The 22,390-nt window shown below is 59.7% G+C and carries 23 protein-coding genes and 1 tRNA gene; 10 read left to right on the top strand and 14 right to left on the bottom strand.

Translation table 11 applies throughout. The features are described from left to right. Window positions 1-51: 51 nt before the first annotated feature. Complete coding sequence (gene ubiA, locus KW821_RS20810) at window positions 52-915, bottom strand: 4-hydroxybenzoate octaprenyltransferase (RefSeq protein WP_218292762.1); 864 nt, start codon at window positions 913-915, stop codon at window positions 52-54. Continuing rightward, entirely contained in the window at window positions 912-1,463 is a 552-nt protein-coding gene (locus KW821_RS20805; protein ID WP_218292761.1) for a chorismate lyase, read from the bottom strand. Before KW821_RS20805 ends, ubiA begins: the two co-directional genes overlap by 4 nt. Window positions 1,464-1,608: 145 nt before the next feature. Between KW821_RS20805 and KW821_RS20800 the strand changes: the two genes are divergently transcribed. Next, entirely contained in the window at window positions 1,609-2,040 is a 432-nt protein-coding gene (locus KW821_RS20800; protein ID WP_218292760.1) for a flagellar basal body-associated protein FliL, read from the top strand. A gap of 67 nt (window positions 2,041-2,107) precedes the next feature. Then, a complete protein-coding gene (locus KW821_RS20795; RefSeq protein ID WP_126623423.1) occupies window positions 2,108-2,278 on the top strand; it encodes a hypothetical protein in 171 nt (56 codons plus the stop codon). 69 nt (window positions 2,279-2,347) lie between these two features. Here the strand turns inward: KW821_RS20795 and KW821_RS20790 are convergent, their stop codons facing one another. The 4 genes from KW821_RS20790 to KW821_RS20780 form a co-directional block, all read right to left on the bottom strand. Further along, window positions 2,348-2,686: a DUF2799 domain-containing protein gene (locus KW821_RS20790; RefSeq protein WP_042655032.1), complete on the bottom strand. Its 339-nt coding sequence runs from the start codon at window positions 2,684-2,686 to the stop codon at window positions 2,348-2,350. A gap of 215 nt (window positions 2,687-2,901) precedes the next feature. After that, window positions 2,902-3,024, bottom strand: a complete 123-nt coding sequence (locus KW821_RS21780; RefSeq protein ID WP_126623425.1) for a hypothetical protein — start codon at window positions 3,022-3,024, stop codon at window positions 2,902-2,904. Window positions 3,025-3,098: 74 nt separating this feature from the next. Continuing rightward, window positions 3,099-4,079 (bottom strand): MDR family oxidoreductase, encoded by a 981-nt coding sequence (locus tag KW821_RS20785; protein ID WP_218292759.1) that lies wholly within the window; start codon window positions 4,077-4,079, stop codon window positions 3,099-3,101. A 29-nt stretch (window positions 4,080-4,108) separates the two neighbouring features. Beyond that, on the bottom strand, window positions 4,109-4,294 hold the full coding sequence (locus tag KW821_RS20780; protein WP_371317620.1) for a substrate-binding domain-containing protein: 186 nt from the start codon (window positions 4,292-4,294) through the stop codon (window positions 4,109-4,111). Window positions 4,295-4,598: 304 nt separating this feature from the next. Between KW821_RS20780 and KW821_RS20775 the strand changes: the two genes are divergently transcribed. Beyond that, entirely contained in the window at window positions 4,599-5,615 is a 1,017-nt protein-coding gene (locus KW821_RS20775) for a glycosyltransferase family 9 protein (RefSeq protein ID WP_218292758.1), read from the top strand. A 66-nt stretch (window positions 5,616-5,681) separates the two neighbouring features. Here KW821_RS20775 and KW821_RS20770 read toward each other — a convergent pair whose 3' ends face one another. The 5 genes from KW821_RS20770 to rfaD are packed head-to-tail and all read right to left on the bottom strand — an operon-like array spanning window position 5,682 to window position 11,210. Further along, window positions 5,682-6,383 carry a glycosyltransferase family 32 protein gene (locus KW821_RS20770; protein WP_218292757.1) on the bottom strand — a complete coding sequence of 234 codons (702 nt, stop codon included), beginning with the start codon at window positions 6,381-6,383 and terminating at the stop codon, window positions 5,682-5,684. Then, window positions 6,380-7,111 carry a glycosyltransferase family 25 protein gene (locus tag KW821_RS20765; RefSeq protein WP_218292756.1) on the bottom strand — a complete coding sequence of 244 codons (732 nt, stop codon included), beginning with the start codon at window positions 7,109-7,111 and terminating at the stop codon, window positions 6,380-6,382. The genes KW821_RS20770 and KW821_RS20765 overlap by 4 nt, the downstream gene beginning before the upstream one ends. Then, window positions 7,092-8,423, bottom strand: coding sequence for an O-antigen ligase (locus KW821_RS20760; protein WP_218292755.1), 1,332 nt, complete (start codon window positions 8,421-8,423; stop codon window positions 7,092-7,094). Before KW821_RS20760 ends, KW821_RS20765 begins: the two co-directional genes overlap by 20 nt. A 14-nt stretch (window positions 8,424-8,437) precedes the next feature. Further along, window positions 8,438-10,201, bottom strand: coding sequence for a polysaccharide deacetylase family protein (locus KW821_RS20755; protein ID WP_218292754.1), 1,764 nt, complete (start codon window positions 10,199-10,201; stop codon window positions 8,438-8,440). 49 nt (window positions 10,202-10,250) lie between these two features. Beyond that, complete coding sequence (gene rfaD / locus KW821_RS20750; RefSeq protein ID WP_042655051.1) at window positions 10,251-11,210, bottom strand: ADP-glyceromanno-heptose 6-epimerase; 960 nt, start codon at window positions 11,208-11,210, stop codon at window positions 10,251-10,253. Window positions 11,211-11,356: 146 nt separating this feature from the next. Here rfaD and KW821_RS20745 point away from each other — a divergent pair, with 146 nt between their 5' ends. From KW821_RS20745 to KW821_RS20725, 5 genes are all read left to right on the top strand, one after another. Beyond that, complete coding sequence (locus tag KW821_RS20745; RefSeq protein ID WP_042655026.1) at window positions 11,357-12,001, top strand: TetR/AcrR family transcriptional regulator; 645 nt, start codon at window positions 11,357-11,359, stop codon at window positions 11,999-12,001. Window positions 12,002-12,116: 115 nt separating this feature from the next. Continuing rightward, window positions 12,117-13,307, top strand: a complete 1,191-nt coding sequence (locus KW821_RS20740; RefSeq protein WP_218292753.1) for a glycine C-acetyltransferase — start codon at window positions 12,117-12,119, stop codon at window positions 13,305-13,307. An 89-nt stretch (window positions 13,308-13,396) separates the two neighbouring features. Beyond that, window positions 13,397-14,425: an L-threonine 3-dehydrogenase gene (gene tdh / locus KW821_RS20735; protein ID WP_042655024.1), complete on the top strand. Its 1,029-nt coding sequence runs from the start codon at window positions 13,397-13,399 to the stop codon at window positions 14,423-14,425. Window positions 14,426-14,622: 197 nt separating this feature from the next. After that, window positions 14,623-15,087, top strand: a complete 465-nt coding sequence (locus KW821_RS20730; RefSeq protein ID WP_042655023.1) for a cytochrome c5 family protein — start codon at window positions 14,623-14,625, stop codon at window positions 15,085-15,087. An 84-nt stretch (window positions 15,088-15,171) separates the two neighbouring features. After that, complete coding sequence (locus KW821_RS20725) at window positions 15,172-17,448, top strand: bifunctional diguanylate cyclase/phosphodiesterase (protein WP_218292752.1); 2,277 nt, start codon at window positions 15,172-15,174, stop codon at window positions 17,446-17,448. 7 nt (window positions 17,449-17,455) lie between these two features. Here KW821_RS20725 and rep read toward each other — a convergent pair whose 3' ends face one another. Further along, a complete protein-coding gene (gene rep / locus KW821_RS20720) occupies window positions 17,456-19,468 on the bottom strand; it encodes a DNA helicase Rep (RefSeq protein ID WP_218292751.1) in 2,013 nt (670 codons plus the stop codon). A gap of 153 nt (window positions 19,469-19,621) precedes the next feature. Between rep and KW821_RS20715 the strand changes: the two genes are divergently transcribed. Together KW821_RS20715 and KW821_RS20710 are read left to right on the top strand one after the other, a co-directional pair. Continuing rightward, window positions 19,622-20,842: a cysteine desulfurase gene (locus tag KW821_RS20715; protein ID WP_218292750.1), complete on the top strand. Its 1,221-nt coding sequence runs from the start codon at window positions 19,622-19,624 to the stop codon at window positions 20,840-20,842. A 12-nt stretch (window positions 20,843-20,854) separates the two neighbouring features. Beyond that, entirely contained in the window at window positions 20,855-21,292 is a 438-nt protein-coding gene (locus KW821_RS20710; RefSeq protein ID WP_218292749.1) for a SufE family protein, read from the top strand. Here the strand turns inward: KW821_RS20710 and tcdA are convergent. After that, window positions 21,277-22,140, bottom strand: coding sequence for a tRNA cyclic N6-threonylcarbamoyladenosine(37) synthase TcdA (tcdA, locus tag KW821_RS20705; protein ID WP_256353589.1), 864 nt, complete (start codon window positions 22,138-22,140; stop codon window positions 21,277-21,279). The genes KW821_RS20710 and tcdA overlap by 16 nt on opposite strands. A gap of 169 nt (window positions 22,141-22,309) precedes the next feature. After that, window positions 22,310-22,386, bottom strand: a tRNA-Asp gene (locus KW821_RS20700). Between the last annotated feature and the right edge of the window lie 4 nt (window positions 22,387-22,390).

Here is a 22,390-nt window from a genome sequence, read left to right as displayed (position 1 = left end):
CATCAAACAAAAAGGCCGCATGATGCGGCCTTTTTCATGGGAGCCTGCGGCTCAGAGGTAGTGGATCACCACCCCGATCAGCACCAGGGCCCCCACGTAGTTGTTGTTGAGAAACGCCTGGAAGCAGGACTCCCGCTGCCGCTCCCGGATGAGCCGCTGCTGATAGACGAACAGCACCGCCGCCCCCAGCAGCCCCCAGTAGTAGCTGGCCCCCAGCGCCATCAGCTCTCCCACCAGCAGCAGGATCAGCAGGGTCGCCAGCTGCAGCATGCCGATGATCCGCTTGTCGTGGCGGCCGAACAGGATGGCGCTCGACTTCAGGCCCAGCTTGAGGTCGTCATCCCGGTCCACCATGGCGTACTGGGTGTCATAGGCGATGGTCCACAGCAGGTTGGCGAGAAACAGCAGCCAGGCCACGGCGGGAAGGGTGTTGGCCTGCGCCGCATAGGCCATGGGAATGGACCAGGAGAAGGCCATCCCCAGCACCAGCTGAGGTATCGGGATGAAGCGCTTCATGAAGGGGTAGCAGACCGCCAGCAGCAGGCCGGCGAACGACAGCCCTATGGTGAGCGGGTTCAGGGTCAGCACCAGGCCGAACGAGATGAGGGCCAGCACGGCGAACAGTGCCAGCACCTCCCGCGGCCCGACCCTGCCCATGGGCAGCGGCCGGCCGGCGGTGCGCTTCACATGGCCATCGAAGTTGCGATCCGCATAGTCATTGATGACGCAGCCGGCCGAGCGCATCAGGAAGACCCCCACCACAAACACCACCAGGATCCAGGGGTCCGGCGGGCCACCGGCCGCCAGCCAGAGTGCCCACAGGGTCGGCCACAGCAGCAGCAGGGTGCCGATGGGCTTGTCGATGCGGGCCAACTGCACATAGGCCAGTCCCCGCTCCTTGGTTAACAGCTTCACTCCAGCTCCTTATTCGATGGCAGCGCATCAGACGATAGCGAGGGCAAGAAGAGTTCGTGGACCAGCAAGGGCCACTGCCCCAGATAGAGACGGGAACGGCGTCCCCAGACGGTGGCGGCCTGGCACCAGGGGTTGGCCGCTATTTCGAAACAGGCCAGCTGCAGGTGATCGCGCCGCGCCGGCGCATGGCCGAAGATGCGCTCCCCCAGCGGTTGCTCGCCCAGATCATGCAAACCGCTCCCTTGCAGCGCCGCCTCGGCAAACAGGGTCCAGCCCAGGATCGCCGGCCCGCCATCCCCATGCAGGATCACCTCGCGGCACAGCCCCATGGGATGCGGGGCGGCCACCAGATCCTGCTCATCGGCGCCGAGCGACACGCTACGATTGCCCAGCAGTTGCACCGAGAGATGGCGATTGTAACGACGCAGCCGTCGGGTCATGGAATCGGCTTCCAGCAACCAGGGGCGCAGCGCCTCGGGGAGATCGCACTGCTCGGGCGTCCGCCACGGGGCAAGCTGGATCAGGGGAACAGTCAACTCGGACTTCACAACTTCACCATCCGGAGATTTCCGTTGTCAGGTTAAAATCCGGTTTATTATCCGTAAATCAATCGAGAATTGTAAGAACATCCGTGCTTGACGGCCCCGATGGCAGCATCAAAAATGGGGCATCTGTCGCTGCTGAGCCATCTTGATGAAGATCTCCAGAATTCTGCTGGTGTTATTGCTGGGCTGTACCGCATTGAATGCACAAGCCTCCTCCGAGGAGAGCGCCGCCGATCCGGCCTCCTCCGCCGTCAAGCCGGGCTTTGCCTACCATGCGCTGGATCCGGACATCATCACCAACTACCTGGGGGAAGGCAAAACCCTGGGCTACGTGCGGGTGACGGTGGAGCTGATGGCCGAGAACGGGGCAGACCTCAAGCTGCTGGAGCAGCACGACCCCCTGATCCGCGACGCCATCATCCGCCTGATTGGCAGCAAGACCGGCGATCAGATCAAGTCGCTGGTAAGCCGGGAGGAGCTGCGCAAGGAGTGCGAGAACCGGGTCAATGAGCTGCTGGTGAAAGAGACCGGCAAGAAGGCGGTACGCGAGCTCATCTTCACCAAGTACCTGTACCAATGAGGCCGTGACCGGGGTGCCGGCCATGAGTCCTGCTCACCCCCATTCGTTGTCGAGGATATGACTCTCCATGGGCCACAAGACGCTGTGTGAATGGCGCCGTCACGAGATCCCATTTGACCTCAAGGCGCTGCGCAAGATAGTACGCAAACCCAAGTTCGTGTGCGGCAAGTGCGCCCGCAGCGCAAACGACAAACAGTATCTGTGCCAGCCGCTGCGTCTGAAGGAGAAGGGGGAATAAGTACCCCCCGGGCACTATCACAGTGCCAGTCCCTGCGGCGTCTGGAGGAGAAGACGGACCAGGTCAGCCCTATTGATCGGTCCAGCCCTGGCGGCCCTGCTCGAACAGGCGACGGGCCTGTTCATCGTTGGGGCAAACGCCACGATATTCCTCCCCGGCTCGGCCGGCCAGATAGAGGTGCTCGGGGCGGCAATACCAGGCCAGTCCCTTCTGCCGGCCCTGCTGCCACACGGCAACATCCACCTTGGTCCCGCACTGGGCCTGATGGAACTCAACCCTGTCGGCGGCAAAGCCCAGCTTACCATCGGCCTCCCCCACGTCGCTCCACACCTTCTCGCAGGGATCATCCGAATTGGAGACGCAGCCCCCGAGCAGGCCGGCGCACATCATGATGACGAGTAATCGCATATTCATCCTTGAGCATCGATTGAACAGTTCACGAGCGGCCAGAACCGGCCACCACCATGACGCAGGACCACCTTAGCATTCCTGAGCGCCATTTGAGCAGTTCATTCTATCCAGCCCGCCCATCCCCACCAAGTCCATCCCGCGCCCTGCGTTCTCAACGGGCGCACAAAAAAATAGGGCGGGCTTCTGGGCCCGCCCCTACTCTGCACCGCGATTTACTGGTCGTCGAGAGGCTCATAATCCTGCCAGCTCTCGTCATCCAGCTCCTCCAGCTCATCCTCCCAGGATTCCGGCTCCCAATCATCCTCGAGCTCGTAATCCGGCTTCTGTTCACCCATGCTCATTCTCCTTGGATAGTGCACCGGCCTTCAAAGTCTATCCAGAAAAATGGGGCTCGCCAGTCAGCTCGAGGTCAAAGTTTGACCAGGGTGCGGCCCGCGATCTGGCCAAGGGTGATGGCCTCGGCGGCGGCAGCGACCTGCTCCAGTCCTATCTCGGTCACCGCCTGGGCGAAGAAGCTGGCGGGCAGATCTCGAGCCAGTCGTGCCCAGGCCTGCTGGCGGCGGGCCAGCGGGCACAGCACCGAATCCACTCCCTGCAGGCGCACGTTGCGCAGGATGAAGGGCATCACGCTGGTCGGCAGATCGAAGCCCCCCGCCAGCCCGCAGGCCGCAACGGCACCACCATAGTTCATCTGGGCCAACAGCTTGGCCAGCACCTGGCTGCCGACGGTGTCGATGGCACCGGCCCACAGCTGCTTCTCCAGCGGCTTGGCGGGCACCAGTAGCTCGCTGCGCGGCACTATGCGGCTGGCACCGAGCGCGCTCAGCATCTCGCCCTGCTCCTGCACCCGGCCGGTCAGGGCCGCGACGCTATAACCCAGGGCTGCCAGCAGGGCGACAGCCGTGGAGCCCACCCCACCGGCGGCCCCGGTCACCAGGATCTCGCCGCTTTCGGGAGTAATGCCCGCCTCTTCCAGCGCCAGCACGCAGAGCATGGCGGTGAGACCGGCGGTGCCGATGCACATGGCCTGGCGCTCATTCAGTCCGGCCGGCAGCGGTACCAGCCAGTCGGCCTTGACCCGCGCCTGCTCGGCCATGCCGCCCCAGTGGCCCTCACCCACGCCCCAACCGGTCAGCACCACCTTGTCACCGGGCCGATAGCGGCCATCCGCCGACTCGAGCACAGTGCCGGCGAAGTCGATGCCGGGCACCAGCGGCCACTGGCGCACTATCTTGCCCTTGCCGGTGATGGCCAGCCCATCCTTGTAGTTGATGGAGCTGTAACTCACCGCCACCCGCACCTCGCCTTCCGGCAGCTGGCTCTCGGTCAGCTGGGTGAGGGTCGGGACCGTCTTGCCGTCTTGGTTTTCCAGTAACAGAGCCTTGAACATGCTTTCCTCTCGGGGTTGTGGCGCCGGCATCAGGTGCTTTGGCGCTGGTGCAATTCAAACTCGATGGTCTGGGTACCGTCTTGCAGTACCTCGCCAGCCAGTTTACGCAGGATCATCTCCGCGGCCATGCCGCCCATCTTGCAATAGGGGATCTGTACCGACGTCAGGGCAGGATAACAGGCCTTCGCCACATCCGAATCATCGAAACCGGCGATGGACAGCTGATCGCCTTCCTGCCGGTGCTGGGGGATCTCGGCTTTGCCAATACCACCTTCAGCGATGCCGACTTCGGCGTGGTAGGCATACTGCTGGGCCTTATCGTGCGTTGATGCCATTCACACTCCTCTCTGTTTGCCTCATCTGGACGCGACTCACGCTGAATGGGAACCTAACGTGTCGGAAATATGCGCAATCAGGTTGCGCCAGATCGGATTTTCACCCAGCAGCGGCAGCATCTGACCGCCTAGTAAGATATGCTGTTGCGCTGACGTTCAACCCCGACCTCGCCTGAGGCCTTGCATGAAATACCTCGTAGTCCAAACCAAACAGATAGGAGACGTGCTGATCTCCACGGCGCTGTGCAACAACCTCAAGCAGAACGATCCCAATGGGGAGGTTCACTATCTGGTCATGGACTATTGTGCGGGCATGGCAGAGGGCAACCCCAACATAGACAGGCTGATCGTCATCCAGAAGGCCAAACGCAACGAGTGGCGCTACATGAAGGTGCTGCTGCTGGGGATCCGGCGCGAACGCTACGACGTGGTGATCAACAGCCAGGGCCAGATGATAGGCCTGCTGACCTGCCTGATATCGGGCGCCAGGCTGCGGATCGGATTCGACTCCTTCCCCTGGCGGCTCGGCCACAACCGCATAGTGCGCTTTCGGCATGACACCGAACATCGGGGTAACAGTACCCTGGTGGACGACAGATTTTCCCTGCTCAAGCCCCTCGGCCTCGCACGGGAGGATCGCAACTACTATCTCTGGTTGAGCGAAGAGGAGAAACGGCAGGGACGCGAGAGCCTGCTGGCGGCCGGGGTCGATCTATCGCGGCCGCTGATCGCCATGGGGGTCAACTCGCTGGGGCATTACAAACGCTGGCCCATCGACTGCTTCGCCGAAGTGGCGCGCTGGCTGATCGAGGAGCATGACGCCCAGATCCTGGTCTACTGCGGGCCGGGGGAGGAAGAGTACAACCGAGGCCTCAAACCGCTGTTGTCCCCTGAGGTGCAGGCTAGTGTGTTTGACCAGATCAAGACCCGCTCGGTACGGGAGCTGGTGGGGCTGTTCGCCCACTGCCAGCTGTTTGTCGGTAACGATACGGGGCCCCGTCACATTGCGCAGGCGCTGGACATGCCGCTGCTCACCATAGTGGCGCCTCAGGGCCACTCCGCCATCGCCAATCCCGTCGCTCACCCTCGCTATCAATTCATCGATACCAGTCACACCAACCCTGAGCACGAGATCCTCAGCGTACAAGACAGATTGCGCAAACTCTGGGGTGAAATTGAGATGTCACAGGCCAAAATATAAATACCCAGCCACCGCAACCGACCTCATCGAGCCGAGCAAGAGAGAGGGGACAGTCCCCCCACTCCATTATTTTCTCAGACGGAAGAACTCTTTCTGCCACTCATAGAGATAACCTGATAACCCCTTCGATTTTGCTCTCAGAAAAATCAAGCCGCTCGAGCGCTTCCAACTGTGTTGGAACCAGTGGGTCATATAACGATCGTCTGAGGCCTCGAAGTGGATCGCCTCTCCCTGGTAATTATAAAAATAATGCACCGGGGCAACGAGGGTGGCCTCATCCGTGCTATTCAGCTTCCGCGAAAGGAATTCGGTCATGATATCCGGCCCCATATACAACGGGGAAGACATGATCTCTTCTTCGTAAAACCTAACCAGCTCGGATAATAGAACCGAGTCCTTTCTGGCATAGATAACCGCGGTACCAAGCAGTTTTTCAGATTCATAACCGACCCCGAATGATACTGATTCGAAGAGCGGGAAAGGATCTCGATTGATGGTCACATCGGTATCGAGATAAAGACCACCTTCCTGCGCCAGGATCTTGAGCCGTAAGTAATCCGTCACGAAGGCCAACAACCCCCGCTGGTAACACTCTCTGGCGAAGGTACATTCCCGTATCCAGCGTTTTATCTGGGGATCCGTATCCAGCCACAGCTTGTAGCTGTAGCCCTGTTTTTTCCAGTCATCGATGCACACATGTGCCAGGGGAGGCAGCCGGTTGCCCAGCCATATGGCATGAATGGTTTTATTGGTCGCCCCAGCACTCATGTCTTGCTCCCCGTGTGTTTCATGTTCCACAGCATCATTCTGATAAACCGATAGAAGCGATACAGCTCACGGGTCAGTTTGAATCCCAGCGGCACCTTCTTCAGGGCGACCTGGTTCTGGATGTCGCTGCCCATGTCGCGTGGGCTATAGATGGCATAGGGGATCAGCCCCGTACAGACGAGCCCGGTACGATAAGACTCACCAATATAATTATCAACCGAGCACAACCATTTTTTACTGTGCTCCAGCAGGCGGCGAGCCCCCTGCGGCGAAATACTATAACCCGTCGTCCAGCACATATTATTGTGCCAGAACATCAGCTGCATATTGTCTATGGTTGCCAAGGCAGTCGCCGATCCAACCTGTGGCTCTACCTTCACATATTCATATTGCTCATGCACCTTGGGGAGCGTCTCCAGCACCTCTTCAAAATACTGGGTAGGCAAGAAATCATCTTCCAGGATCAAGATGGGCTCATTGAGCTCGACACACTTCTCCCACAGCAGAAAATGGCTGGCATAGCACCCCTTCTCACCTGGTGTCAGTGGTCGGCTCCTGAACATCACCCGATGCCGATCATCCGGCATTGCCTGCAATCGTGCGGGGAGCCCATCGAAGCCGTTTACCGCATTGAAAAATTCAAACTCGATACTGCGGGCAGACAAGACGGTCTCGACTCGACGGCGACGTTCAACGGCCTTTTCCAGACTAACGACGTAAATTTTCATAACGTTCCTTTGCAAACCCCTTCAGTTCTCGATGCAGTGCGACCGAATAGATGGCCCCCAAGAACACACTAAACACCCACTGTCCGGAGCGCATATAGAAGAATGATTCAAAATTATTGATGATGAGCCAGTACACAATAAAGGAAACTGTCAGCATCTTGATGAAGCGCGAAGACTCAGAGCACAAAAATACCTGGCGAGTCACAGAGAATAGCGTGTAATACAGCACCATAAATCCTGCTATCCCCCAGCATACCAACGTTTCCATATTTGAGTTGTGCAAGTGACGGAATTCGTTGGTGATGTACGCTGGCAGTGTCTTGGACATGGTAATGACCAACGATTGACTACCGAAGCCAGTACCAAAAAGTGGATAATGTATAAACCACTGTATCGCCTCAAGCCATGTTTTCAGCCTGACTCCGATACTGAAATCCTTAACCTCATTCCAGTTTCCGGTGATAATGGCATGCATATCACCTGGATGAGCAAAGCCTGACAACAGCCGACCTTTAATAAAAGGCACATGATAGAGAGAAAGCATTGTGATAAAAATAATGCCATATGTAATTACGATATTACGTTTTGGCCAATGATTGCCATTCTTCAACAACGGCAGAATGGCCAATGCTACCGTGATGGCAAACCAAGATTGTCGAGACTGCAAGATGATTGAGAAGATACCGAACAATAGTATACCGATGAATATACCTATGTTAGTGATGGTCAGTTTCTTGGTTTTTGAATTCCATAACAATGAGACAAAAAACAAGAAGCAGGCACCCGATATCAAGGATCCATGCTGCGCGTTGCGATAATTGAAATCCACTCTTGCACCGTCGAGGCCAGTCTCAAAAACGGAGAAAAAAGAAGAGTGATAACCGAAGGTGAAGAGCACCCCGAAACAGAATGATAGCAGCACTATGATGACTCTTCGCTGATCACCCTTCAACCAATAGGCAATGCCAACGAAGAAGAAGAGATATGCCAGCGACTTTACCGAAGGCAATGTCAGGGCATACTCATTGATGTAGTACTTGGATGATAGCCAGCTAAAGCACTGAACCACAATAGAGAGACACAGCAACTGGAATATTCTGTTTTTTACGAAAAAAGCTCTCTCCACGAAAAATGCCATTAACGTGAAAATAACAATGATGGTCTGGCAAATATCGGCTATGAGCTGTATGGAATCCTTGAATATAACGTAACCTATGATATTCAAGAAGATAAAATCATTTAATGACTTTCCGTGAAAAAAACAGAGAAAATCGTTACTCGTAAATCGGGTATGATTTTTCAGCAAATGCAATTTATCTCTTCCTATCAAGCTTTTCTAAACACATAGTTTCCCCGGATCTTGCGCCAGAGCCCGAACGCATCGGTACGGGGGAAGATGGCGATCCGGCGGATCTGCAGCGGGTCTCGATGCATGGCTCTGGGACCGCTGTTGGTGGCCACAGCATAACGGTAACCAGCCGCACTGGCTTGGGCCTTGGCACTGTCATTCAGATCCCCGTAAGGGTAGGCAAACGACAAGAGCGGATGACCGAGCAGCTGTTCCAGCCGATCCTTGTTGGCCTGGATCTCGTGAGCCTGCAGTGTTGGTGTGAGCGTGCTGAGGCGCGGGTGGGTCAAGGTATGACCCCCTATCTCCACATGCCCCGAGGCCACCAGCGCCTGGACCTCGTCACCATTCATCAGCGCTACCGGGGTGTCGGGGTGGGTCGGGTGCTCCACATCCCAGCGATTGTGATCCTCACCGGTCACTATGTACACCACGGCTTTGTAACCATATTTTTCAAGCAGCGGCAGCATGCGGGTGAGGTTGTCACGATAACCGTCGTCGACGGTGATCATCAGGTACTTCTTGCCGTATTGCAGCCGATGGATGAAGCCCTTCTCCTCCAGATCGGCGAAGGTCAGCGTCTCGTAACCGAGCCACTTCATCAGCTTGAGGTGTTTCTCGAACATGGCGATGGGCAACCAGGTGCCATGCACCCCCTTCTCGCTCTCCTGCTCGATGAAGCGGTGATACATGATGACCGGCATCTCGCGGCGCAGGGTCTCCACCACGGCGTCCTGATAGACGGACTCGAGTCCGCTCACCACGCCCTGCAAACCATATTCATGCTGAATACGCAGGCGCAGGGGGTCAGACACCGCCTTGCTGGCCAACGCAGTCGCTATCTGTGCCTTCAATGCGGCAAAGTCGATCGCCAGATCCTGCGGCCCTATGTCGCCAAAGTTGCTGGCCAGCGCTTTGTCCAGATTCTGCTCGGTCACCAGGCCGATGGCCCTGGCTTCCCCGATGGCAAAGGCGGGACGGCCACACAACAAGGCCTCCATCGCCACCCGACCGGCCCCGATCACCAGATCGCAACCCGCCAGCAGAGTGGGGACGTCATCCAAATAGCCGACAAATTCAACCCTGTCCTCGAAACGGGCAAAGCGCTCCGGCAACCGAGTACCGCTAACGACTCGTACCCGGCAGGCGGCCAGATCCAGAACCTCGTCCAGCAGGCGATAGCAGAGCTCGCCCTTGGGACCGCTCAGCCGCCCTATGATGGCGATCACCGGCTTGGCGTTGTCCGGGGCCGGCATCGGCTGGAACTTGTCGGTCTCGATGCCGTTGCGCAGCACCTGCACCTTGGCCGGATCCACCCCCAGGTTGTCGATGATCTGGTGGGCAATGTCTTCACACACCGCCACCGCCCGGTAGCCGAGTGCATGGAAGGCCTTGCGGGAGGCGTGCACCGGCTGACGGCCGTGCACAGTAGTGATCATGGGCGTGCCGGTGAGCTTGCAGGCCACGTAGCTGCTCCAGCCGGAGGCGCGCGAATGAGCGTGCACCAGTTGGATATGGTGTTTCTTGATGAGATAGATGAGGTAAAACACGTGCCAGAACCGGCGCAATATGCTGCGCTTGTTGAACCGCAACTTGAACACCGGACCCAGGGTGGGTTTGGTCAGGGTATCTGACACGTAAAAGACGTTGTGGCCACGCCGGGTAAGCTCATTACCGACCGTGGTGGCATAGACCTCAGCTCCCGTCACCTCGAGCTGGGAGAGTGCCATCAATATATTCATACAAGCGCATCCGATCGACGGGTGGCCAGAGCCACCCGTCAGAGGGGGATCAAACCCGGTTCAGCCAGGCCATGTAATCGGCCACGCCTTCGGCCACCGTCTTGAACTCGCCGTCATAGCCGACCGCGCGCAAGCGGGTCAGATCTGCCTGGGTGAAGCTCTGATAACGGCCCTTGAGGTGATCCGGGAAGGGGATATACTCGATAGCGCCCTGCTGATGATGCTTGATCACCGCCTCGGCCACGTTCTGGAACGGCTCGGCACGGCCGGTACCGCAGTTGAAGATGCCGGAGTGCTGCGGATGCTGCCAGAACCAGAGGTTCACCTTGCAGACGTCATCCACATAGATGAAGTCGCGCATCTGGCCGCCGTCCGGGAAGCCGTCGCAGCCTTCAAACAGCTTGGGATTGCCGCCCTGCTTCACCTGGGTATTGAGGTGGAAGGCGACGGAGGCCATGGAGCCCTTGTGCTGCTCGCGGGGACCGTAGACGTTGAAGTACTTCAGACCCACGACCTGGGAATTGATCTCCGGCAGCCAGCGACGCACGTACTGATCGAACAGCTGCTTGGAGTAGCCGTAGACGTTGAGCGGCTGCTCGAACTTGGGATCTTCGATGAAGTTGTCGTTGCGACCACCGTAGGTGGCGGCGGAGGAGGCGTAGATGAACGGAATTTCCCGCTCGATGCAGTAGTGGAACAGATCCTTGGAGTACTCGTAGTTGACCTCCATGATGAACTTGCCGTTCCACTCTGTGGTCGCGGAACAGGCGCCTTCGTGGAAGATCACCTCGATGCCGCCATCCCACTCCTCAAACTCGTCACCGGAGACGATACGCGCCTGGAACTCGTCCTTATCCATGTAATCGGCAATGGTCAGGTCGACCAGGTTGACGAACTTGGTGCCATCGGTCAGGTCATCGATGACCACCACATCGGTCCGTCCTTGAGCGTTCAGCTGCTTGACCAGATTGCTGCCGATAAAGCCAGCACCGCCAGTTACTACGATCATGGAGTTTGCCTCGCGTACGTTGATGGCCACGTGTGACTGCTTGTTAAAGCTGTGTATAGTGGGCCAATTTGAAATTGCCGAAAAGTTTATCACGGGCCGCAAGGGGATTCGACCTTGATGCACAGGGCCCGGCAGAGGGATCAGTGATGAAAACCAGAGACAGGATCATTCACAGCGCCACCGAGCTGTTCAACGATCAGGGTGAACGCAACATCACCACCAACCACATTGCCGCCCATCTCGGCATCAGCCCAGGCAATCTTTATTACCACTTCCGCAATAAAGAAGACATCATCCACTCCATCTTCGATCAATATGCCCGCCACCTGAGCGAGAGTTTCACTCCCGCCCGCAGCAACGAGATCAAGCTGGCAGACCTGATGGGTTACCTGGACGCCATCTTCTATCTGATGTGGCAGTTCCGTTTCTTCTACGCGAATCTGCCGGACATCCTCAGTCGCGACGAGCCGCTGCAGCAGAAGTACCTCAAGGCCCAGGAGCAACTGAGGGCCGCCGTGGTCGCCCTGCTCAGGAGCCTGCGCGAGGGGGGCATCATCGCCGTCAGCGACGAGGATCTGCCGGATCTGGGCCAGACCATCAAGATGGTGGTGACCTGCTGGATCCCGTTCCAGATTGCCCAGGCCCCCAGCGCCCGCATCACCAAGCCCTTGCTGTATCAGGGCGTGTTGCGGGTGCTGTTCCTGCTACGCCCCTATGTGCAACCCCAGGTGGCCGCGCAGATCCGGCAACTGGAGCAGCACTACCATCAACTGGCCCAACCAGCCGGGTGAGATCTGTTTCACAATTGTTGAATATCAGCACAATAATTTGAATTCATGCGCGGCGATTACAGTAAAATGTTGCCCACTGTAGTTACACCGCCGAAATAGCCAATGAGGACCGAGGATGTCTAACGGATTCTATCGTCACCTGACCGAGCAGTTGGAACAGGTCAAAGCGGAAGGCTTGTACAAGCAGGAACGCATCATCACCTCGGCCCAGCAAGCCCAGATCGCGGTGGGTGGCGAGCAGGTACTGAACTTCTGCGCCAACAACTATCTGGGGCTGGCCAACCATCCCGACCTCGTCGCCGCAGCCCATCAGGGGCTGGACAGCCACGGCTTCGGCATGGCCTCGGTGCGCTTCATCTGCGGTACTCAGGATCAACACAAGGTGCTGGAGCAGAAGCTGTCGACCTTCCTCGGCACCGAGGACAGCATCCTCTATTCCTCCTGCTTCGATGCCAATGGCGGTCTGTTCGAGACCCTGTTCGGCGCCGAAGACGCCATCATCTCCGATGCCCTCAACCACGCCTCCATCATCGACGGGGTGCGGTTGTGCAAGGCCAAGCGCTATCGCTACGCCAACAACGACATGGCCGAGCTGGAAGCCCAGCTCAAGCAGGCCAATGTCGATGGCGCCCGCTTCAAGCTGATCGCCACCGACGGGGTCTTCTCCATGGATGGGGTCATCGCCGACCTGAAATCCATCTGCGATCTGGCGGACAAGTACGATGCGTTGGTGATGGTGGATGACTCCCATGCGGTCGGTTTCATCGGCGACAACGGCCGTGGCACCCACGAATACTGCGACGTGCTGGATAGGGTCGACATCATCACCGGCACCCTGGGCAAGGCCCTCGGCGGCGCCTCCGGCGGTTACACCTCCGGCAAGAAAGAGGTGATCGACTGGCTGCGTCAGCGCTCGCGCCCTTATCTGTTCTCCAACTCCCTGGCCCCCTCCATCGTCTCGGCCACCATCAAGGTGATCGACATGCTGGCGGAAGGCCACGAGCTGCGCGCCCGCCTGAAGGAGAACAGCCAGTATTTCCGCACCCGGATGAGCGCCGCCGGCTTCACCCTGGCCGGCGCCGATCACGCCATCATCCCGGTCATGCTGGGGGATGCCAAGCTGGCCTCCGAGATGGCGAGCCGCATGCTGGCGGCCGGCATCTACGTGGTGGGCTTCTCCTTCCCGGTGGTGCCCAAGGGCCAGGCCCGCATTCGCACCCAGATGTCTGCCGCCCATACCCGCGAGCAGCTGGACAAGGCGATCGACGCCTTCATCCGCATCGGCCGCGAACTCGGCGTGATCTGATCACATGGCTATTTGATTAAAACGGGGGCCAAGGTTGGGCCCCATTTTATTACCCTCTGTACCCGGCGCAGCGCCGTGAGGAATCTGTCATGAAAGCACTCTCCAAACTCAAATCCGAAGTCGGCATCTGGATGACGGACGTCCCGGCCCCCGAGCTCGGCCACAACGATCTGCTGATCAAGATCCGCAAGACCGCCATCTGCGGCACCGACATGCACATCTACAACTGGGACGAGTGGGCCCAGAAGACCATCCCCGTGCCCATGGTGGTGGGTCATGAATACGTCGGCGAGGTGGTCGCCGTCGGCCAGGAAGTGCGCGGCTTCGCCGTGGGCGATCGGGTCTCCGGCGAGGGCCACATCACCTGTGGTCACTGCCGCAACTGCCGAGCCGGCCGCACCCACCTGTGCCGCAATACCATAGGGGTCGGCGTCAACCGCCCTGGCAGCTTCGCCGAATACCTGGTGATCCCGGCCTTCAACGCCTTCAAGCTGCCGGACAACATCCCCGATGAACTGGCCGCCATCTTCGATCCCTTCGGCAACGCCGTGCACACCGCCCTCTCCTTCGATCTGGTCGGCGAGGACGTGCTCATCACAGGTGCCGGCCCCATCGGCATCATGGCCGCCGCCGTCTGCCGCCACGTCGGCGCGCGTCATGTGGTGATCACCGACGTCAACGAATACCGGCTCGAGCTGGCCCGCAAGATGGGCGCCACCCGCGCGGTCAACGTGAGCAAGGAGAAACTCGCCGACGTGATGAGCGAGCTCGGCATGACCGAGGGCTTCGATGTGGGGCTGGAGATGTCTGGTGTGCCCTCCGCCTTCCAGGACATGATCGACAAGATGAACCATGGCGGCAAGATCGCCATGCTCGGCATCCCGCCCTCCACCATGGCCATCGACTGGAACAAGGTGATCTTCAAGGGGCTGTTTATCAAAGGGATTTACGGCCGCGAGATGTTCGAGACCTGGTACAAGATGGCCAGCCTCATCCAGTCAGGCCTGGATCTCAGCCCCATCATCACCCATCACTTCCATATCGATGACTTCCAGCAGGGCTTCGACGCCATGGGATCAGGCAAGTCCGGCAAGGTGATCCTCAACTGGGATAAGTGAGTCTTTTTCACTGCTGACTGAAAAAACCCGGCGAAAGCCGGGTTTCTTTTTGCAGTTGTCTGGCCCGCAACGCCTCCCTGCGCAGAAACTTTGTTCGCAGATTGCTTAACACTTCACACACAAGCGTTTAAATGCCTGTAACTATTCGGTTATAATCCCGTCGTTTTCTAGGGATAATAAGAGCCTGCTGGGAGTACATGAGCGTGTTGAAAAAACTGAGCTATTTGCTGGCTGCCGGGATCGCGGCTGCCAGTCTGTCCGGCGCCGCCCTTGCGGCAGAGAGTGCCGCCGATGAGATGTCACCGGAGGCCATCGCAGAGCGGATTGCCCCGGTCGGCCAAGTCTACACCGCCAAGGATCTGGAAGGGATTGCGACCGCGGCCGCCGCCCCTGCCGCCGCATCCTCCGGCCCCCGTGACGGCGAGACAGTGTTCAAGGGTGCCTGTTTTGCCTGTCATGACACAGGCGCGGCCGGGGCTCCGAAACGCGGGGACAAGGCGGCCTGGGAACCCCGTATCGCCCAGGGCTTCGATACGCTGAAGAAACATGCCATCGAGGGCTTCACCGGCAAGGCTGGCATGATGCCCCCCAGAGGCACCTGCGCCGCCTGCAGTGATGAAGAGATCGAAAACGCCATTCACTACATGATCGACAAGCTCTAAGTACTTGAAAGGGCTTCTATTGCGGCCCTTTCAATCTGTTTACTTCCGGCTACCCTTGAAGGTAAGCATTTTCGGGAGTTTTGCATGTCTGTCCAGCCCACCACACCGCACGACTCCATGCCGCTGCTGGCGATCGTCTCCTCCATCATGGACTTCCCTGCGCCAGGCATAGCCACCCCTGCGGACTACACCAGACTGGTGCAGCAGCTGGACAGGCTCTGCCCCTTGCAGCAGTTTGCCATGCTGGGGCTGGCCGATGGGGGCCTGCACTGGGTGTACGAGCACCAGCTGGCGGAGGATTTCAAGCAGCAGCTGGGGCTGGAGGAGCCCCGCCTCACCGAGCAGCTCACCCAGCTCGATGAACGCCTGGGCTGGTGCGTCCAGCCGGTCGAACACACCGAAGTCCAGTGGTTGCTGGCCCGCAGCGCCCCCGAGCACCTGTCCACCCTGCGGCTGCTGCTGGAGTGCCTGGCCAAGCGGCTGCATGAGACCCAGACCGGCACCCAGCTGTCCGAGCTGGCCTCCCCCCTGATGCGGCGCGATCCGCACTGGCAGCAGAAGATAGAAAATATCAGCCGCATCATGCGGTTGGCTCATAGCCTCCCCCCTCACGCCCTGTTCTCCCAGCTGGAGGCCGTGCTGCGCCCCATGCTGGCCATCCGCGACATGTTGCTGGTCCGCCTCGACAACCTGCGGATGGAGAAGCTCTACCCGACGCAGCTCCCCTATGATGACGACGTCATCAGGGCGCTGTGCCACAGCACCAACAACGTCGAGCGGCACGAGGGCGAGCTGTACTGGTACAGCCTGCCGCTGCGCCAGCAGCAGCAATATTTTGCCCACCTCCTCATCAGCACCCCCCAGGCGCTTGAAACCGACGATCGGCTGTTCCTCGACTTCCTGCGCAACCAGCTGACCCTGTTGCTGGAGCTGAAGCGGGTCAGGCAACAGCTGGATGAGCTCAACTCGGAGGAGTCCATCAACCAGCGCTTGCAGCAGCTGCGCCAGACCAACCTGCGGCTACAGAAGCAGCTCAAGCAGCATCAGGAGCTGGAGCGGCGGCTGCAGTTCAACGCGCTGCACGATCCGCTGACCCAGCTGCCGAACCGGGCCCTGCTGATGAACCATCTCCATCACGCCATCACCCGCTATCGCCGCTATCTGACCCCCGCCTTCACCCTGATCTTCATCGATGTGGATCACTTCAAGCAGGTCAACGACGCCCTGGGCCACAGCGCGGGGGATCAGCTGCTGCAGGAGCTGAGCAAACGGCTGCAGAGCTGCATCCGACAGAACGACATGGTGGCCCGGCTGGGGGGAGACGAGTTCGTCATCTATCTGGATAACAGCCAGCAGGAGGAGGACATCAGCCCTGTGCTCAACCGCCTCCTCGGCCGCATCGCCCACCCGTTCCGGTTGCAGGGCAATGAGCTGACCATCACCGTCAGCCTGGGGGTGGCCAGCGTGACGGAGCAGACCACGGACATCAGCGAGCTGCTGCACCAGGCCGATCTCGCCATGTACCAGGCCAAGCGCAACGGCCGCAGCCGCATCGTCAGTTATTCCGAGGCCTGTGCAGAGCACGCCGGCTCGCCGGAGGAGATGCTGACCAGGGCCTTGCGGGAGGGGCGGATAGTGCCCTACTTCCAGCCGGTGATCCGGCTCGAGGACAGCTGCCTGACCGGGCTGGAGGTGATGGCGCGCTGGATAACGGAGGAGGGGGAGCTCAAGGACGCCTTCGATTTCATCCCGCTGGCCGAGCAGTGCGGCCTCATCCAGGAGCTGGATCAGCAGATCCTCAGACGGACCTGCCAGCAGTTGAAGAACTGGCTGCCGGTCTCGGGTCAGAGCCGCTTCAAGATCGCCCTCAACCTCTCCGGCAAGCACCTGGCCAGCCGCGAGCAGCTCATGCGACTGGTCAACATCATGGAGGAGGAGGGGGTATTGCCGAGTTACTTCATCTTCGAGTTCAACGAGCGGGAGCTGTCCAGGCAAAACTCCGACTCCCTCACCTCATTGCACGAGCTGAGGGCCAAGGGGATCCAGATCAGCCTGGATGACTTCGGCACCGGCTTCTCCTCCCTCAATGCCCTGTTTCACTTCCCGGTGGACTACATCAAGGTGGATGACAGCTTCACCCACCGCATGCTGAACTCCCCCAAGGATCTGGCGCTGATCCGCGCCATGCGGGACATCTGTCAGGATCTGGACTTCACCCTGGTGGTCGAGGGCATCGAAAACCAGCAACAGCTGCAGAAGCTGATCGATCTCGGCTGCACCATGGGACAGGGGCGCTACATCTCCCCGCCCCTGCCCGGGGCCGACATCACCCCGCTGCTGAGCCAGGCCGGCGCGGGTTAACGCCGGCTCAATCCTTCTTGAATAGGGCCCGCAGGTTAGCTACCCCGACCTGCCCCTTCTGCTGACGCTCCTCGGCCGTCACCTTCTTCTGATTCTCCCACTCCAGATCGTCCTGAGGCAGTTCCAGCAGGAAGCGGCTCGGCTCGGGCCGCACCGACTCGCCGTATTGGCGTCGCTCCTTGCAGAGGGTGAAAGTCAGCTCAGTCTGGGCCCGGGTGATGCCCACGTAGGCGAGGCGCCGCTCCTCCTCCACGTTGTCTTCGTCGATGCTGGTCTGGTGTGGCAACAAGCCCTCCTCCATGCCCACCATGTAGACATAGGGAAACTCCAATCCCTTGGAGGCATGTAGGGTCATCAGCTGCACCTGATCCGCGTCGTCCTCCCCCTCGTTGCGCTCCATCATGTCACGCAGGGTGAGGCGAGTGACCACCTGGTTGAGCGTCATGGCCTCCTCCAGTTCGTCCCCCTCCAGCATCTCGGTGATCCAGCGATAGAGGGTGGAGACGTTCTGCATCCGCATCTCGGCCGCCTTGGGGCTCGGCGAGGTCTCGTAGAGCCACTCCTCGTAGTGGATCTCCTTGATCATGTCCCGCACCGCCTCCACCGGATTGCCGCGCTGCGCCTGATCGCCGAGCCGCACCAGCCAGTTGGTGAAGGCCTGCAGGGCCACCAGACCACGGCCGGAGAGGGATTGCTCCAGCCCCAGCTCGAAGCTGGCGGCAAACAGGCTCTTGCCGCGCTGGTTCGCGTACTGGCCCAGCTTTTCGAGGGTGGTGGGACCAATCTCCCGGCGCGGCAGGTTGACCACCCGCAGGAAGGCGGTGTCCTCGTCCGGATTCACCAGCAGCTTGAGGTAGGCCATGATGTCCTTGATCTCGGTGCGGGAGAAGAAGGAGGTGCCGCCCGAGATGCGATAGGGGATGCGGTTGGTCATCAGCGCCTTCTCGAAGATGCGCGACTGATGGTTGCCTCGGTAGAGGATGGCGTAATCCTTGAACCGGGTGCGATTCATGAACTTGTGACCCATCAGCTCGGCGGCGATGCGCTCCGCCTCGTGTTCCTCGTTCTTGGCAAACAGCACCTTGACCGGTACCCCGTAGTCGAGCTCGGAGAACAGCGCCTTGTCGAACACATGGGGGTTGTTGGCGATCAGGATGTTGGCGCATTTCAAGATGCGCCCCTTGGAGCGATAGTTCTGCTCCAGCTTGATGAGCTTGAGGCTGGGGAAGTCCTCGTTCAGCAGCACCAGGTTCTGGGGCCTGGCACCGCGCCAGGAGTAGATGGACTGGTCATCGTCCCCCACCACGGTGAAGCGGGCCCGCTCGCCGACGATCTGCTTCACCAACTCGTACTGGCTGGTGTTGGTGTCCTGATACTCGTCGACCAGCAGGTAGCGGATCTTGCTCTGCCAGCGGGTGCGCACCTCCTCGTTGCTTTTCAGCAGCAGGGTCGGCATTACGATGAGATCGTCGAAATCCAGCGCATTGTAGGCCACCATCTGGCGATGATAACGCTCGTAGAGCTGGGCCATCAGCACCTCTTCCGGCCCCTTGGCGATGCGCATGGCTCGCGCCGGCAAGATAAGGTCGTTCTTCCAGTTGGAGATCTGGCTGATCAGGGCCGACAGCTTGTCCTTATCGTTGTCGAGCTCGGCTTCGGTCAGCTCTTTGAGCAGTGCCAGCTGGTCGGTGTCGTCGAACAGGGAGAAGTTCGCCTTGAGATTCAGGCTCTTGTGCTCGCGACGAATGATGTCGAGCCCCAGGGTGTGGAAGGTGGAGACCATCAGCCCCCGCGCCTCCTTGCGGCCCAGAGTCTGGCCGACCCGCTCCTTCATCTCCCGCGCCGCCTTGTTGGTGAAGGTGACCGCCGCTATGTTGCGCGCGTTATAGCCACACTGCTGCACCAGGTAGGCGATCTTGTTGGTGATGACGCGGGTCTTGCCCGATCCGGCACCCGCCAGCACCAGGCAAGGGCCGGAGACAAACTTGACCGCTTCATTCTGATTGGGGTTGAGCTTCATGGGCCGGATCTCTTGGCTTATGATGAGGGGCGGCATTGTAACAGAGATCGCCGGGACAGCCGAAGCCGGACGCCGGGGCCCGTCACTTCGGCTTGTGTTTGGGCGCCATTTTCAGGATCATGGCCGACTTTTCCAGATGATGATGAGGGGAGCATGAACCAGCAACAGCACGCCCGATTGCGCAGCCAGTTTCCGGCCTTGGCGCAGCAGGTCAATGGCCATCCCCTGGTCTATCTGGATAACGCCGCTACCACCCAGAAGCCCCAGGCAGTGCTGGACGTCATCGCCCATTACTACCGGGCCGATAACGCCAACGTGCACCGCGCCGCCCATGCCCTGAGCGGCCGTGCCACCCGCGCCTTCGAGGCCGCCCGTGAAACGGTCGCCCACTTTATCAATGCGCCCCGCAGCCATGAAGTGATCTGGACCCGCGGCACCACCGAGGCGATCAACCTGGTGGCCCAGAGCTGGGGCTCAAGCGAGCTGAAGGCGGGGGACGAGATAGTCCTCAGCACCCTGGAACACCACGCCAACATAGTGCCCTGGCAGCTGATCGCCCAGCGCACCGGCGCCATCATTCGGGTCATTCCGCTGGATGAGCGCGGAGACCTCGATCTCGACGCTTACCATAAACTGCTGGGGCCGCGCACCAGGCTGATAAGCGTCGCCCATGTCTCCAATGCCCTCGGCACCGTCAATCCGGTGGCGCAGATAGTGGCGGCCGCCAAGGCGGTCGGTGCCCTGACCCTGATCGATGGCGCCCAGGCGGTGGCCCATCTCGAGGTGGATGTGCAGGCCATCGGCTGTGACTTCTATGCCTTCTCCGGTCACAAACTCTATGGCCCGACCGGGATCGGCGTGCTCTGGGGCAGGACCGAACTGCTGGAGCGGATGCCTCCCTGGCAGGCAGGCGGCGAGATGATCGATAAGGTCAGCTTCGCGGGTACCAGTTTCAATGCCCTGCCGTTCAAGTTCGAGGCGGGCACCCCCCATATCGTCGGGGCCATCGGCCTGGCCGCCGCCATCGACTTCATCACACAACAAGACAGGGCCGCCCTGGTGCGCCACGAACAGGCGCTCACCGACTATCTGGTGGCAGGTTTGCGCCAGGTGCCCGGCCTGCGCCTGATCGGCGAACCCAGGCAGCGCGCTGGTGCCGTCTCCTTCCTGCTGGACGACATACACCCGCAAGATGCCGCCACCCTGCTCGACATGCAGGGCATAGCGCTGCGAGTCGGCCATCACTGCGCCATGCCGCTGATGGAGAGCCTGGGACTGAGCGGCACGATGCGAGCCTCATTGGCCTGCTACAACAACCGGGACGACGTGGATGCCCTGCTGGCGGCCCTGCACAGACTGGAAGATTTCTTTTAAGGCATGACGGACATGAATACCCTCGAAAGCTATACCCCCATAGGCCGGGAGCCAAACGCCGATAGCCTGCGCCAGCAGTTTGTCGCCGCCAACGGCTGGGAGAACCAGTACCGGCTCATCATCCAGCTCGGCAAGTTGCTACCCGCCCTGCCACCCGAGTGGCAAACCGAAGAGAACCGTCTGAAGGGGTGTGAGAGCCAGGCTTGGCTAAAAAGCGAAAAGGGGGAGGATGGCTACTGGCACTTTGCCTGTGACTCCGACGCCCGCATCGTGCGTGGCCTCATCGTCATAGTGCTGGCTGCACTCAATCACCAGCCCGCCGAAACCATTCAGGCCTTTGATATGGAAGCCTATTTCACCGAGCTGGGGCTGGAGAAACACCTGAGCCCGTCACGGGGTAACGGGCTCAGGGCGATCGTGCTGGCAATGCGGGCTCAGGCCTCCGCCTGATCCCCGGCCACCGGCGGCTGCGACCTATCCTCGCCGCTTTCCATGATTGCAGCACGTTCCGCTCTCGCCCCCCGCTCGGCAATCTTCTTCAATACCCGGGAAGCGGCGACCAGACCAAAGGTCGCCGTCACCGGTGTCACGGCCCCGAAACCTGAGGCACAATCCATCTTCATATTGCCATCGCTGGCCGCCTTGGCCTGGCAGGTGCCGCCCTGGCCATCGGGGTAACTCAGCTGCTCGGTTGAGAACACACACTCCACCCCGAATTTGCGGGCCGGATTCTTGCTGAAGTTGTGCAGCCGGCGCAGATCCGAGCGCACCTTGGCCGCCAGCGGATCCTGGATGGTCTTGGCCAGATCGGCCACGGTGATCTGGGTAGGGTCCATCTGACCGCCGGCGCCGCCGGCCACGATCACCGGGATCTTGTTGCGCTTGCAGAACGCTATCAGCGCCACCTTGGCCTTGACCGAATCGATGGCATCCACCACATAGTCAAACTCCCGCTTGATATGCTCGGCCAGGTTGTCGGCCGTAACGAAGTCATCCACCTCGATCACGGTGCAATCCGGGTTGATGGCACGGATGCGCTCGGCCATGACTTCGGTTTTGAGGCGGCCGACCGTGCCCTGCATGGCGTGGATCTGGCGATTGGTGTTGGTGATGCAGATATCATCCATGTCGATCAGGGTGATCTCGTTGATACCGGCCCGGGCCAGCGCCTCCGCCGCCCATGAGCCAACCCCGCCGATCCCCACCACACAGACCCTGGCCTGGCTGAAGGAGCCGAGTGCGCGCTGACCATAAAGACGGGCAATGCCCCCGAATCGCTGTAGATATTCTGCTTTCATACCACCACCTTGCTTGAGGGCGGCCATTATAGCGGCAACGATGGTCAACGGCGATCATCAGATGAGAGAGTGTTGATACAGAAGATGGAATGAGAAGGGGTAACAGTAGGGTTTGGCGGATGTCAGACATGAAAAAAAGCCCAGTCTTTCGACTGGGCTTCTTAATCATTGGCGGAGCGGACGGGACTCGAACCCGCGACCCCCGGCGTGACAGGCCGGTATTCTAACCAACTGAACTACCGCTCCGCAA

The sequence above is a fragment of the Aeromonas sp. sif2416 genome, assembly GCF_019218665.1.
GTDB lineage: Bacteria > Pseudomonadota > Gammaproteobacteria > Enterobacterales > Aeromonadaceae > Aeromonas > Aeromonas encheleia.
This window is presented reverse-complemented; position numbering and strand designations above follow the sequence as displayed.

Bases quoted from the DNA above. Each gene is read 5' to 3' on its own strand.
- KW821_RS20740 (WP_218292753.1), top strand. From the start codon at position 12,117: ATGTCTAACGGATTCTATCGTCACCTGACCGAGCAGTTGGAACAGGTC.
- KW821_RS20765 (WP_218292756.1), bottom strand. From the start codon at position 7,111: ATGAAAATTTACGTCGTTAGTCTGGAAAAGGCCGTTGAACGTCGCCGT.
- KW821_RS20725 (WP_218292752.1), top strand. From the start codon at position 15,172: ATGTCTGTCCAGCCCACCACACCGCACGACTCCATGCCGCTGCTGGCG.
- KW821_RS20745 (WP_042655026.1), top strand. From the start codon at position 11,357: ATGAAAACCAGAGACAGGATCATTCACAGCGCCACCGAGCTGTTCAAC.
- KW821_RS20730 (WP_042655023.1), top strand. From the start codon at position 14,623: ATGAGCGTGTTGAAAAAACTGAGCTATTTGCTGGCTGCCGGGATCGCG.
- KW821_RS20800 (WP_218292760.1), top strand. From the start codon at position 1,609: ATGAAGATCTCCAGAATTCTGCTGGTGTTATTGCTGGGCTGTACCGCA.
- tcdA (WP_256353589.1), bottom strand. From the start codon at position 22,140: ATGAAAGCAGAATATCTACAGCGATTCGGGGGCATTGCCCGTCTTTAT.
- KW821_RS20790 (WP_042655032.1), bottom strand. From the start codon at position 2,686: ATGCGATTACTCGTCATCATGATGTGCGCCGGCCTGCTCGGGGGCTGC.
- KW821_RS20715 (WP_218292750.1), top strand. From the start codon at position 19,622: ATGAACCAGCAACAGCACGCCCGATTGCGCAGCCAGTTTCCGGCCTTG.
- KW821_RS20775 (WP_218292758.1), top strand. From the start codon at position 4,599: ATGAAATACCTCGTAGTCCAAACCAAACAGATAGGAGACGTGCTGATC.
- KW821_RS20710 (WP_218292749.1), top strand. From the start codon at position 20,855: ATGAATACCCTCGAAAGCTATACCCCCATAGGCCGGGAGCCAAACGCC.
- KW821_RS21780 (WP_126623425.1), bottom strand. From the start codon at position 3,024: ATGGGTGAACAGAAGCCGGATTACGAGCTCGAGGATGATTGGGAGCCG.
- tdh (WP_042655024.1), top strand. From the start codon at position 13,397: ATGAAAGCACTCTCCAAACTCAAATCCGAAGTCGGCATCTGGATGACG.
- KW821_RS20795 (WP_126623423.1), top strand. From the start codon at position 2,108: ATGGGCCACAAGACGCTGTGTGAATGGCGCCGTCACGAGATCCCATTT.
- KW821_RS20770 (WP_218292757.1), bottom strand. From the start codon at position 6,383: ATGAGTGCTGGGGCGACCAATAAAACCATTCATGCCATATGGCTGGGC.
- KW821_RS20785 (WP_218292759.1), bottom strand. From the start codon at position 4,079: ATGTTCAAGGCTCTGTTACTGGAAAACCAAGACGGCAAGACGGTCCCG.
- rfaD (WP_042655051.1), bottom strand. From the start codon at position 11,210: ATGATCGTAGTAACTGGCGGTGCTGGCTTTATCGGCAGCAATCTGGTC.
- rep (WP_218292751.1), bottom strand. From the start codon at position 19,468: ATGAAGCTCAACCCCAATCAGAATGAAGCGGTCAAGTTTGTCTCCGGC.
- KW821_RS20755 (WP_218292754.1), bottom strand. From the start codon at position 10,201: ATGAATATATTGATGGCACTCTCCCAGCTCGAGGTGACGGGAGCTGAG.